Here is a 13,828-nt window from a genome sequence, read left to right on the forward strand (position 1 = left end):
AAATTAGAGGCTTGGCGTACTTATTTTAACGTGATAACAATCTTAACCGAATCGTTCTGGCTCTGGCAATTTCTGGGCCGTTTACATCCGCTGATCGTTCATTTTCCGGTTGGTCTTTTGTGCATCGCTTTGCTGCTCGAAGCTGTCGGTTGGTTTCGCAAATCAACCGATATGCAGGCGGGCATCCGGGCAATGGTCTGGATTGGGGCTATCAGTTCGGTGATAGCCGCAGCTCTGGGCCTGCTGTTAGTGAATCAGGACGATTACGGCGGGAGTACAGTAACTATTCACCAATGGTTGGGATTAGTAACGATGGTACTGGCGATAGGTACCGTGCTCGCCCTGCGAAGCGGTCGATTGGAGCTGTATCGAGGTTTGTTGATTGTGACGGTTGTAGGTGTTAGTCTGGCAGGGCATTATGGTGTTATGCTCACCCACGGCGACGACTATTTAAGTAGTGTGTTACCGGTTGGCAAAGGAGGAAGCAGCAACCCAGTCTCGGGAAATTCACAATTCGTTTTCGCTAGTGCGACTACTGGGCAGCCCTTGACTGACAAACAGATTGGTGATTTAAATCTGGAAGTACGGTCTATTCTGGCACACAATTGCTACAGTTGCCATAGTGCGACCAAAACCAAAGGCGAGTTGCGGTTGGATAAGAAGGAGTTTATTATGAAAGGCGGGGAAGATGGCGAGATTCTGGTCGCTGGTCACCCCGAAAAAAGTGATATTATCCGACGTATCAAACTCCCAGCGGGTAACGACGATGCCATGCCCACCAAAGGAAAGCGGCTGTCCGACCATGACATCGCACTGCTTGAATTCTGGATTCAACAGGGTGCACCCTGGCCCAATGGTGCCGAAAAAAGCATTTATCGAGTGGCTGATCTGGAACCTCGCATGCCAGCTTTGCCTGATGCTCCAGCTGGCATTACGAATCCCATCGATCGGTTTGTCAACGTCTATTTTCAGCAACATAAACTTGCCTGGAAGAACGTAGTAGACAACAGAACATACATGCGTCGGGTTTATCTGGATGTTGTGGGTTTATTGCCATCACCCGAAAAACTGAAAGCCTTTGAGGCCGATCCCCGACCGGACAAACGGGAGCTTCTGGTAAAAGAACTACTTGGCAGAAATGTCGATTACGCGCAGCACTGGCTTACATTCTGGAACGATGCGCTTCGTAATGATTATACTGGAACCGGCTACATCACCGGTGGTCGGTTCGATATTACAAACTGGCTGTATACATCGCTGAAAACGAATAAACCGTATAACCAATTTGTCCGGGAACTCGTCAGCCCAACCAAACAGTCGGCGGGTTTTATTAAAGGCATTAAGTGGCGCGGTACCATCAATTCGAGCCAGCGGACGGAGATGCAGGCGGCACAAAACGTATCGCAGGTATTGCTGGGCCTGAACCTGAAATGCGCTTCCTGCCACGATAGTTTTATCAGCGACTGGAAACTGGCTGATGCCTACGCTTTCGCCAACATATTCGCTGACACAACGTTGGAAATCAATCGTTGTGATAAACCTACTGGTAAACTAGCCGGAACCAGGATTATTTTTGAGAAGCTGGGAACAATCAACGGTAAAGCAACTACCAACGAACGACTCAAAGAACTGGCTAATTTTCTGGTGCAGCCCAAAGATGGTCGGTTGTATCGCACCGTTGTGAACCGAATTTGGGCGCAGGTGATGGGCCGGGGTATTATCGAACCCGTCGATATGATGGACAACGAACCCTGGAGCCAGGATTTGCTTGACTGGCTGGCGTCTGACTTTGCCACGAATGGCTATGACATCAAGAAACTGATGTTCACAATTCTGACTTCCAGAACGTACCAGTTGCCCTCGGTTGGTCTTAAAGATGCTGACCTGATTACGTCTCCCAATTTCGTGTTTCAGGGTATGGTACGTCGTCGGCTTACTGCCGAGCAGTTTGCCGATGCGGTGAGTCTGGCGTTCAGTCCGATCTACGTGGATACCTCCATAGTGGAGAAGCAGTTTCCGAAACAACTGAAGGAGGAAATGCCGTTTCCACGAGCATCGCTGGTTAAAAACGATCCATTTCTAACAGCGCTGGGTCGCCCGAATCGCGAAACGGTTAGCACCAGTCGGTCATCGCAGGCAAACCTGTTACAAGCGCTTGAACTCACCAACGGCGAGAAATTTAATGACGCACTCAAACGGGGTGCCCAGCAATGGAAAGCCACCTATCCAACACCAGATGCGTTGGTGAAAAATCTGTACTGGAAAGCTTTAGGGCGAGGGCCAAAGCCAAACGAGTTAGTCATTGCCCAGAAAATTGTCGGCAAAAATCCGACTACAGAAGGTATTCAGGATTTGGTTTGGGCCATTAGCCTGCACCCTGAATTTCAATTGATTTATTGAGTTTTCTAGACGTGGTGTCAGGTTCTTCAACCTGACACCGTGAGGTTTCTCAAAACCTACTGTCCGCACTTATAGGTTTTGAGAAACCTAAGATGGCAGTTATAAGTAACTGCCATCTTAGGAAAATCTCCGTTCTACTCGGCGAAGCCAAGCGAGGACGGAAAGTAAAAAATAACACCTTGTACCTTATAACTACCTAATCCACAAGCCGCAGGCTGAGGTACTTTGGAGAGCACAACGAAATGAAAACGTACTGGAATAGACGGGAGTTTCTGCAAAAAACAAGCGCGGCTACAATGGCCGCTTTTGCGGCTGGTGCTCCCATGTCGAGTCTGTTGTCAAGCTGTAGTCCGTCAAAGAAACCGGGTCAGACAAACGGAACGGCTGATACGGTAATTCTGCTTTGGATGGCGGGTGGCATGGCGCATACAGAAACCTTTGACCCCAAACGCTACACGCCTTTTGTGAAGGGCATGGAAGGTAACCGGGTGCTAAGTACGTTTAAATCAGTGCCAACAGTTTTGGACGGCATTCATTTCTCGGAAGGGCTCGAATCCATTGGCAAAGTTATGGACAAGGGAACACTGATTCGGTCGTACGTAGCTGCCGATATGGGGCATATTCTGCACTCGCGCCATCAATACCACTGGCACACTTGCTATGAACCACCCCAAACGGTAGCCGCTCCACATCTGGGCTCGTGGATAGCCAAAGAACTTGGTCCGAAGAACCCAGTAATTCCTGCCTTTGTCGATATTGGTCAACGGTTTACGGTGGGCGAAGCCGAAGAACTCAAGGCATTCCATACGGCGGGTTTTCTAGGAAATGAATTCGGCCCGTTCTTTATTCCCGATCCGAGTCAGGGTCTGGAAAGTGTTCGACCGCCCGTTGGGATGGATGCGAAACGATTTGAGCGACGGAACCAACTGTATAACGACCTGATCAGTAGCGGCCCGATGGGTGAGTTTGGCAGTGATTATCAGAAAGAGTCGCTCAAACGGTCGATGGAGCAGGCGTATATGCTTCTCAATTCCCCCGAAGCAAAGGCGTTCGACTTGAGTCAGGAACCCAAAGCCAGCTACGATATCTACAATACGGGTAAGTTCGGTCTGGGTTGTTTACTTGCCCGACGACTCACCGAACAGGGTGCCCGATTCATCAGCGTGACGACAGAATATGAGCCGTTTAAAGGCTGGGACACGCACGAAAATGGCCATACACGTCTGGAAGATATGAAAAAACAGATCGACGGTCCCATTGCGCAACTCATTAAAGATCTGGACAAAACCGGACATTTGGATCGTACCATTGTCATACTGGCCAGCGAATTTAGCCGCGATATGATGGTGGAAGGTCGACCAGGGGCCAAAGTACTGGAACAGGTCAATCAGCCGGATATTCTCTCCGATCTTAAATTCTATGGTATGCATCGCCATTTTACAGACGGGTGCTCCATTCTGATGTTTGGTGGAGGCATAAAAAAGGGCTTCGTCTACGGCAAAACTGCCGATGAACGCCCCTGCAAAACCATTGAGAATCCGGTGCATATTGATGGGATTCATCAAACGATTTATCACGCTTTGGGTATTCCACCAGATACGCACTACGAAGTCGAAAAGCGCCCGTTTTATTCAACTCCAGATGGCTTAGGCAAACCCGTTATGGATTTGCTGATCTGATGGCATAGTCGGCACGAGGCTGGAGCCTCGCGCTATCACCAAACAAATCGTCGATATGCGAATGAGTCGATACTATTTGCTGGCTGTAATTGCAGGGTTTGTATGGTACGTACAATCCTGCACGACTAGTTCGGGTAATCATACTGGATCGGAGGCTATTCCGGAGATGGTTAGCTATAACTTCGATATCCGGCCAATTCTGTCCGATAAATGCCTGGCTTGTCATGGACCCGACGCCAACAAACGTGAAGCTGGCTTGCGGCTTGATATGGCCGAAAGTGCCTATAAAGCTCTGAAAGAACATCCGTCGGCGCATGCTCTGGTGCCCGGAAAACCCGAAATGTCGGAAGTGTTTTTGCGGATTAGTTCGCCCGATACGTCTGTTATGATGCCCCCGCCTTCGTCGAACCTGAAACTATCGGCTCGTGAAATAAAACTGATCGAAAAGTGGATTCAGCAGGGAGCAACGTACGAAAAACACTGGTCGTTTGTAGCCCCCAGGAAACCAGCAATTCCACAAGTAAAACAGACCGATTGGCCCAGGAACGAAATCGATTATTTTATCCTGCAAAAACAGGAAGAAAAAGGCCTAACGCCTAATGACGAGGCTGATAAAGAACGACTACTGAAACGGTTGAGTCTGGATCTGGTCGGTTTGCCACCTAGCCTGCAATTGATGGATAGTTTTCTGGCCGACAAGAGCGCCAATGCCTACGAAAAAGTTGTCGATCAGTTACTGAAAAATCCGGCTTATGGAGAGAAAATGGCCCTACACTGGCTGGATCTGGCGCGCTATGCCGATTCGCATGGGTATCAGGATGATGGCTACCGTACACAATGGCCCTGGCGAGATTGGGTAATTCATGCGTTCAACAAAAACATGCATTACAACGATTTCGTCACCTGGCAATTGGCGGGAGATCTGATGCCTAATTCAACGAAGGAGCAATTGCTCGCTACAGGCTTCAACCGAAATCACAAAATAACCGAAGAAGGAGGCACCATTCCCGAGGAGTACCGGACGATGTACGTGACTGATCGAAATGACCTGTTCGGCAAAGGCTTACTGGGCGTAACTATCGAATGCGCGCACTGTCATGACCATAAATACGATCCGTTTTCGCATAAAGAATATTACCAGCTCTTTGCATTTTTCAACAATGTGAAGGAGGTAGGTATCGAATCGGTTATTGGCGGCCCTGATACGTATGCCAAGAAACCACTGATGGAAATTTGCGATGAGGACATTCAAAGCATCTTGTCGTTCGTGAATAAGCGGGACACCAATCGCCTGATCGTATCGGTCATGGGTGATCTGGATACGACCCGTAAAACCTTCGTACTCAAGCGGGGTGCCTATGATGCACCCGGCGAAGAAGTTCAGGTCGGAACGCCCAAAGCTATTCTTCCGTTCGATCCTAGCTATCCCAAAAATCGGCTGGGATTGGCCAAATGGCTGTTCGACAAGAAAAACCCGCTTACGGCCCGAGTTTATGTTAATCACTTGTGGCAGGAGTTTTTTGGAAAAGGCATTGTGAAAACTTCCGGTGATTTCGGGATGCAGGGCGATCTACCCACTCACCCCGCTTTGCTCGATTGGCTAGCTGTCGATTTTATGGATCACGGCTGGGATATCAAACGGCTGGTTAAACAGATGGTCACATCGGCAACGTATCGGCAATCGGCAGTGATTACGCCCGAAAAATTAGCGACTGACCCTGATAATGTACTGCTGGCACGCGGTCCCCGTTACCGGATTCATGCCGAGTTTGTCAAAGATTTAGTGCTGAGCAGCAGCGGTTTGCTAAACCCAACCATCGGTGGCCCAAGTGTGAAACCTTATCAGCCTGCGGGCTTGTGGGAAGGTGCTACGTCGGGACGTGGACTGCTTTCGGCTTACAATCAGGATCATGGTTCAAGCCTATATCGACGGGGTATGTATACGTTAATCAAGCGAACAGTTCCACCACCCTCAATGGCGATTTTCGATGCCAGTAACCGCGACCTCTGCGAAGTCAGGCGACTGAAAACCAACACACCTTTGCAGGCTTTGGTGATGCTCAACGACCCAACCGTACTAGAAGCATCACGCGTATTAGCAGCCCGGCTATTGCAGGAAAACAGTGGTGTCAACGATAAAATCAGTAAAGCCTTTCGACTGATCGTAAGTCGAAAACCAAACGAAAAAGAAACTGATCTGTTGACGGTCTACTACGAAAAGGAACTGAAAAAACTTACGCCAGCCAGTGCGGAGAAATCATTGGCCATTGGCGAATACCCGATTCCTGCGCGGATTGACAAGATGAAACTTGCTGCCTTGATGCGGGTTGTGACGACCATTTATAATCTGGAAGAAACCATTACAAAGTCATAAGAATTTTCGACAGGATTTACAGGATAAAACAGGATTTAAAAAGTGAATGAGAAAATCCTGTTTTATCCGCTTCGGCGGCCCGGCTCTAAATCTTGCCGAATAATCGTTTACTGTTATGGAAAAAGAAATTCTCGAACACGGTCTGAATTTTAACCGGCGTCGCTTCTTGTCCCGACTGAGTTTGGGATTAGGCAGCGCGGCCCTGGGTTCGTTGCTGATTCCTGATCTGTTTAGCGGAAACGGGATGGACGAAGATGGGCTAACGCCCGGAATCCCACATTTTGCTCCAAAGGCAAAACGGGTGATTTATCTGTTCCAGAATGGCGCGCCTTCGCAACAGGAGTTGTTTGATTACAAGCCCAAACTGCGGGAAATGATGGGGCAGGAGATACCCCCTTCAGTTCGGGGAACTCAGCGCCTTACGGGTATGACGGCCAACCAAAAGCAATTCCCATTAGTAGGCTCGTTTGTCGATTTCAAGCAGTATGGTCAATCACGGGCGTGGGTTAGTGATTTGTTTCCGTATACGGCCAAAATCGTGGATGACCTCTGCATTGTGAAATCCATGTTTACTGAGGCTATTAACCACGACCCGGCGCTCACGTTTTTGCAGACGGGTTCGCAGCAGGGAAACCGACCTAGTATGGGTTCCTGGTTGAGCTATGGACTCGGTAACGAAAATAAAAACCTGCCCAATTTTACCGTATTACTGTCGCGGGGAATTGGTAATGGGCAAGGTGTTTACTCCAAACTATGGTCGAATGGGTTTCTGGATTCCATTCATCAGGGCGTTCAGTTCAGTAAGGGCGAAGATCCCGTTTTGTATCTCCGCGACCCGGATGGCATGAACCGGCAGGATCGTCGGGATATGCTCGATAATCTGGCTCAGCTTAATGACTTATCGTATCAGGAGTTCGGTGATCCGGAGATAACCGCTAAGGTGAAGCAGTACGAAATGGCTTATCGGATGCAAACAGCCGTTCCCGAAGTCATGGATTTATCGAAAGAGCCAGACGATATTATCAAACTCTATGGCCCCGATTGCCTGGTTCCTGGCACTTTTGCCGCCAACTGTCTCTTGGCCAGAAAACTATCCGAAAATGGGGTTCGCTTTGTTCAATTGTACCACCAGGGTTGGGATCAGCATGGGAATCTTCCATTTGAGATCGCCAAACAGGCTAAAGATGTCGATCAGGCATCAGCGGCATTAGTGACTGACCTCAAACAGCGAGGATTACTGGATGAAACATTGGTAATTTGGGGCGGTGAATTTGGACGCACCAGCTATACGCAGGGCAAACTGACCAAAGACAATTATGGTCGTGACCACCATCCTCGATGCTTCACGATCTGGATGGCAGGTGGTGGCATCAAACCCGGCATCGTGTATGGTGAAACCGATGAAATGGGGTATAATATTGTCAAAGATCCTGTTCATGTGCATGATTTTCAGGCTACTGTACTCAATCAAATGGGCCTCAACCATGAGAAGCTGATTTTCAAACACCTGGGCCGTCGATATCGGTTGACGGATGTTTCTGGGAAAGTCGTGCATGATATTATTGCGTGACAAAGTTTTTTCTTTTCGACAGGATTTACAGGATAAACAGGATTTTCTAATTCTCTTTTTAAATCCTGTTCATCCTGTAAATCCTGTCAAAAATATTCTTTATGAATAAACGGCTGATTGGATTGGCGGAACAGGCGTTATTTGCCGCGACAATCTTCATCTTATTTTTATTGCTGTTCAACGACAGATTCGTCGTACCTCTCTGGCTGCAACCGTTGGGACGAATGCATCCGTTGTTGCTTCATTTCCCGATTGTGATTCTGTTGCTGGCTATGATTATGGAGGCTTTTCGCTTTCGTATAGCCAAGACGGCGAACCCTGCTGTCTCGGAGTTTTACCGAGATTTTCTGAGCGGTCTATTGCTTATTGGGGCTTTGTCGGCTGGGGTTACGGTTATTATGGGCTTGTTTCTATCCAAGGAAGACGGCTATAGCGGGCAGGCGCTTCTGTGGCACAAATGGACAGGCGTGGGCATTTTTTTTCTGGCCTCGCTTGTCTACTGGATACGTAACAAGCGATGGTATAATGCTCGGATTGCCCAAGTTGGAGCGTTGACAACAGTTATCTTTTTGATAGGAGCAGGGCATTACGGAGCCACCTTAACTCACGGCGATAACTTTCTCTTCGAGCCGCTTAGCAGCCAGTTTAAGCCGGAACCTGTTTCGCTCGATAAGGCGCTTGTGTATGCCAATGTAATTCAGCCCATTTTTGAGCAAAAGTGCATCAGTTGCCACAATCCCGACAAACTGAAGGGACAACTGAACCTTGCGTCGGTTGAGGCTATGCTGAAAGGGGGTAAAACGGGTAAATTATTCGTAGCCGGAAAGCCTGATGTCAGCTTGCTATTGCAACGGATTCACCTGCCTCTGGACGAAAAGAAGCATATGCCGCCGTCTGGGAAAACTCAGCTTACACCACAGGAAATGACCTTGTTAGCGTTGTGGGTAAAAGAGAACGCCGACGTTAAAAAGCGCGTAATCGACTTACCAGCTAACGACTCATTGCGCTTCATAGCGACTGGCTTATTTAAACCCAGTGAACAGGTCGAGGAGTTTGATTTTGATGCGGCCGATGAGGAAACAGTTAAAAGCCTGAATAATGATTATCGCACAGTTGCTCCATTAGCAAAGGAGTCGCCTGCGCTGGCAGTCAATCTCTATAATAAAGCAGCCTTTACCGCTGAAAAAATAACAGAATTAAGCCCGGTTAAACAGCAGATCGTATATCTGAATCTCAATAAAATGCCAGTGAAAGACGCTGATTTAAAACGTGTCAGTGAGTTTGACAATCTTCAAAAGCTAGATCTCAATTTTACCGATATTACAGGCGCTGGTTTAGGCGACCTTACCTCCTTAAAACAGTTGCAAATGCTATCGTTGGCGGGTACGAGTGTGACGTTTGAAGCCTTACAAAAGCAGCTTGGTGCCTTTAAACAGCTGAAGACCCTGGCGGTTTGGAATACGGGATTGACAACTGCCCAAATAGCGCAATTGCAAAAATCGAACAAAGGCATTCAATTCATTGCCGGATTCGATGGTGCTAGTAGTGAGCCCATTAAGTTGAACCCACCACAAGTAAAAAACAGCTCAACCATATTCGGTCAGTCGCTTGTTTTGCAACTAAAACACCCCATCAAAGGCGTTCAAATCCGCTATACGACCGATGGTACTGAACCCGATAGTATCCATTCCTCAGTGTTCAATGGGCAAACCGTACTTACTCAACCGACGCTGGTAAAAGCAAAGGCCTATAAAACAGGTTGGTTTGGGAGCAATGTTGCCACCTTCGATTTTTACAAAAGCAGTCTCAAGCCTGATAGCGTGAATTTGCTCATGCCCTTAAATCCCGTTCACCAGGCAGATGGTGCCCATACGTTTTTCGATGGTAGGCTTGGTACGTTCAATGCCAACAGTCCGGCCTGGGCCAACAACTGGGCAGGATTCAGGAAAAATGACATGGCTTTGGTGTCAGAATTTAAAAAGCCTATCACGGTAAGTTCGGTTGCCCTACGCGTCATGGTTGAGGAGGAGACTAGTATTTTTCCACCGAGTGTAGTTGAAGTTTGGGGTGGTTCCAGCCGAGATCAAATGAAACTACTAGGTACGCTCAAGCCCGAGCAACCTACTAAGAAAATCCCTCCTATATTGAAAGCGGTAGAATGCCGATTTAAGCCGCAAACCGTATCCTTTCTGAAAATTATAGCAAAGCCTGTCAAGCAGATCCCCGACTGGCATCCGAATAAAGGGAACAACGCCTTATTGCTTGTTGATGAGGTGTTTATCAACTAGCGTTATCCTGTTTATTCTCCATATATTTTTATGGTTCAGTTTATAATGTGCCCATTGGATAGGCTCAGCTAATCGCTTGTTTACGAACCACTGAACCAATTAATAAATAGATTATAGATAATTTTTATAAATAATTGTACGAAGTGTGGGTAGGTATGGGAAAGTTAATGGTAGTTGATTGGTAATATTTGGCCATGAAACTGACTTTTCCTCAGGACAGTTGGTCGAGCTAACCTTATTACCTATCTAATACTTTTATGAAAAAACTTTATCAGTTGGTGGCACTATGCCTACTGACAGGCTCTTTTACGAGCTTCGCTCAGGTGCCCAAAGATGTCCTACAAAAAGACCTCCCTCGTCCCACAGAGTTCCTGGCGCGAAACACGCCAGCTTCAAGCCTTAGATCGGCAGCAATCGCAGATGTTACGGTTTCAGGTAAAGTGGTCGATGAGAAGGGAACCGCCTTGCCCGGCGTAAGCGTCATTGTAAAGGGCACTACACAAGGTACCAATACAGATGCCACGGGCAGCTTTAAAATTGTAGCGCCTGGTGCCAGTTCGACGCTTGTATTTAGCTTTGTTGGGTATGGTCGGAAAGAAGTAGTTGTCGGCAATCAAACGTCGATAAATGTAACACTGACTCCAGATGATCAGACCCTAAATGAAGTGGTTGTAGTTGGCTACGGTAGCCAGATCAAGAAGGAAATTACGGGTGCTGTGCAAACCGTAAGTGCAGCAGAAATTAAAGATTTACCAGTTTCGCAGATTGGTCAGAAATTACAGGGTCGACTGGCGGGGGTTCAAATCAACCAGGCTACTGGTAAACCTGGTCAGGGTATTAGTATCCGTATTCGGGGCCAGGTGTCAGTTTCGGCTGGTAGTGACCCTCTTTACGTAGTAGATGGTTTCCCGATAACGGGGAACATCGCCCAACTTAACCCCGATGAGATTGAAGATCTTTCGATTTTGAAAGATGCCGCTTCAACTTCGCTGTACGGTTCGCGGGCAGCCAACGGAGTTGTACTGATCACCACTAAAAAAGGAAAACCTGGTCAGACAAACATTAGCTTTAATACGTTTGCGGGTGTACAGCAGGTACCGATGAAAGGTCGGGTGAAAATGCTGAACGCCGTTGAGTTCGCTCAGTTCAAGAAAGAATATTACGAAGATCAGTTGCAGCCTGTACCGGTCGAGTTTCAAAACCCGTCTCAATACGAAGGGAAAAATAACGACTGGTATGATGCTTTGCTGCGTGTAGCTCCCATTCAGAGCTACAACCTGAGTGTTTCCAACAATACAGGCAAAGCCAATACATCGTTGGTAGCGGGTGTCCTGAATCAGGATGGTGTGGTACTGAATAACAAATACAAACGGTATTCGCTGCGTCTGAACTCAAATTATAATATATCGGATCGGGTAACAGTTGGTTTTAACGTAGCCCCTTCCTATGTATACGACAATACACCTCGGACAGATGGTGACCGCGGAACCGGGATTTTATTTAACGCGCTGCATACATGGCCAGTTATGCCTATTTACGATGCCAATGGACAGTTGACCAAATTCAACCAGTTTCCGGCTAGTACAGGTAATATTTTCCAGTATCCGAACTGGGTGCGAGCTGCTACCGAGCTGATCAACGAAACCAAGAATACGAACCTGCTGGCGAACGCTTATATACAATATCGGCCGATTACTGGGTTAACCCTCCGGTCGACGATGAACATCGAATACCAAAATTCTAAATTCTTCTTCTTTAACCCGTCGACGGCTACCAGCGCCATCAACGTGCCTATTCCAACCACGGCTGTCTCGATTCGTCAGAGCACTGAGAATACATCCTGGTTGAACGAAAACCTGGCGACTTATACCCGTAGCTTTAACGACCACAACTTTGAGCTGCTGGCTGGTTTTACCAATCAGTTTTATCGACAGGAGTCCAGCCGTATCCAGGCCAATACATATGCGGATGACCGGCTGCCAACGATTCAGGGGGCGCTTAACATAGATCGAAGTGGCTCAAATACGTCGAATGGTGTCAACCAATGGACATTGACCTCTTACCTGTCTCGCCTGACCTATAATTATAAAGGTAAATACCTATTCACCGCGGCTGTTCGAACAGATGGTTCGTCTCGATTTGGCGCAAATAACCAGTTTGGTACCTTCCCATCGGCTTCAGTAGGTTGGGTATTATCAGATGAAGATTTCATGAAAACGGTTCTGCCGGTTTCGTTTGCCAAAGTTCGGGCTAGTTATGGCGTAATCGGTAATAACAACATCGGTAACTACACGTCGTATGCGTTGGTGAACAATACAACGAATGCCGTATTTGGTAGCACAGTGGCTACGGGAGCTGTCGTTACGTCGTTGGCTAACCCAAACCTAGGTTGGGAAACAACCAAGCAGTTTGACATAGGGCTTGATCTGGGTTTGTTGAACGACCGTATCCAGTTCATCTACGATTTTTATACAAAACGTACGACGAACCTGCTCTATGCCGTACAGGTTCCACAGGAATCGGGCTTCACGAACTTCAATGACAACATTGGCGAAATCAAGTTCTGGGGGCATGAATTCTCGCTGACAACCAAAAACTCAGTGGGTAAACTGAAATGGACTACCAATGCCAACATTTCGTTCAACCGTAACCTGGTTGTCTCGCTGGCTCCTGGTATCGACCGCGTATATGGTGGCACAGGCTTCCACATTACGCAGGTTGGAAAGCCCTTCGGCCAATTCTATGGTTTAGTTAAAGAGGGCTATTACACAAGTGCTGAAGAACTTAAGAGTTCCCCCATCATTCCAGGTCGTTCGGCTATTGGTACCATCAAGTTTAAGGACATAAACGGCGATGGAATTATTACGAACGGTGGTGATGCTGATGACCGGACCATTCTTGGAAGTCCATTCCCTAAGTTCACATACGGGATTACCAATGATCTGAAATACGGCCATTTCGATTTCTCGATTACAGGTTCTGGCTCTTACGGCAACCAACTCTGGGTACGCCATTTGTACAGTACGGCTAATCTGGATGCTGTGTTCAACATGGTTGAAGGCGTAAAAGACCGTTTCCGGGTTCAAAATACCATGGTTAACGGTGTTGGGGTAGCGACGAATGTAATTACTCAGGGAGCGGGTATGTTTGGGGCGACAAACAACGGTGGTAACTACACGGGTATTGAGCGTGACTGGCATAGTTCGCAGTTCCTGGCTGATGCGTCATTTTTCACCATCAAAAACATAACGATGGGCTACAACATCGGAGCAGTCAATAAACTCTTCAAGTCAGCTCGAGTATATGCGTCGATTCAACAGGTCTATATATTCACGAAATACTGGGGTGGTCCTAATCCGGAAACTAGCGGTAACGGTGCTGGCGATGGACCTGGTGACAACTTGAGCCAGGGTGTTGATTTCTCGAACTACCCAGTTCCACGCACGTATACAATGGGCGTTAACCTAAACTTTTAGTTCATTCTCATTGCTGATCATTGAGTTGTCATTCAGGTAAT

The 13,828-nt window shown here is 47.6% G+C and carries 6 protein-coding genes; all 6 read left to right on the forward strand.

The features are described 5' to 3' along the window. The first annotated feature begins 33 nt into the window (after window positions 1-33). The 6 genes from GO755_RS18455 (at window position 34) to GO755_RS18480 (ending at window position 13,787) form a co-directional block, all read left to right on the forward strand. Window positions 34-2,400 (forward strand): DUF1549 domain-containing protein, encoded by a 2,367-nt coding sequence (locus GO755_RS18455; protein ID WP_317165906.1) that lies wholly within the window; start codon window positions 34-36, stop codon window positions 2,398-2,400. Between the two features lie 242 nt (window positions 2,401-2,642). Continuing rightward, window positions 2,643-4,079: a DUF1501 domain-containing protein gene (locus GO755_RS18460; protein ID WP_157586708.1), complete on the forward strand. Its 1,437-nt coding sequence runs from the start codon at window positions 2,643-2,645 to the stop codon at window positions 4,077-4,079. Window positions 4,080-4,140: 61 nt separating this feature from the next. After that, the gene (locus GO755_RS18465) at window positions 4,141-6,453 is read left to right on the forward strand and encodes a PSD1 and planctomycete cytochrome C domain-containing protein (protein ID WP_394351033.1); all 2,313 of its coding nucleotides are present in this window, start codon (window positions 4,141-4,143) and stop codon (window positions 6,451-6,453) included. Window positions 6,454-6,568: 115 nt separating this feature from the next. After that, on the forward strand, window positions 6,569-8,023 hold the full coding sequence (locus GO755_RS18470) for a DUF1501 domain-containing protein (protein WP_157586711.1): 1,455 nt from the start codon (window positions 6,569-6,571) through the stop codon (window positions 8,021-8,023). Window positions 8,024-8,124: 101 nt separating this feature from the next. Then, complete coding sequence (locus GO755_RS18475) at window positions 8,125-10,311, forward strand: c-type cytochrome domain-containing protein (RefSeq protein ID WP_157586713.1); 2,187 nt, start codon at window positions 8,125-8,127, stop codon at window positions 10,309-10,311. Between the two features lie 257 nt (window positions 10,312-10,568). After that, window positions 10,569-13,787, forward strand: coding sequence for a SusC/RagA family TonB-linked outer membrane protein (locus GO755_RS18480; RefSeq protein ID WP_157586715.1), 3,219 nt, complete (start codon window positions 10,569-10,571; stop codon window positions 13,785-13,787). The last annotated feature ends 41 nt before the right edge of the window (window positions 13,788-13,828 follow it).

Origin of the sequence: Spirosoma arboris, from assembly GCF_009754945.1 — a bacterium.
GTDB classification, from domain to species: domain Bacteria; phylum Bacteroidota; class Bacteroidia; order Cytophagales; family Spirosomataceae; genus Spirosoma; species Spirosoma arboris.

Coding starts and splice junctions, on each gene's coding strand:
- GO755_RS18460 (WP_157586708.1), top strand. CDS start 2,643: ATGAAAACGTACTGGAATAGACGGGAGTTTCTGCAAAAAACAAGCGCG.
- GO755_RS18465 (WP_394351033.1), top strand. CDS start 4,141: ATGAGTCGATACTATTTGCTGGCTGTAATTGCAGGGTTTGTATGGTAC.
- GO755_RS18470 (WP_157586711.1), top strand. CDS start 6,569: ATGGAAAAAGAAATTCTCGAACACGGTCTGAATTTTAACCGGCGTCGC.
- GO755_RS18475 (WP_157586713.1), top strand. CDS start 8,125: ATGAATAAACGGCTGATTGGATTGGCGGAACAGGCGTTATTTGCCGCG.
- GO755_RS18480 (WP_157586715.1), top strand. CDS start 10,569: ATGAAAAAACTTTATCAGTTGGTGGCACTATGCCTACTGACAGGCTCT.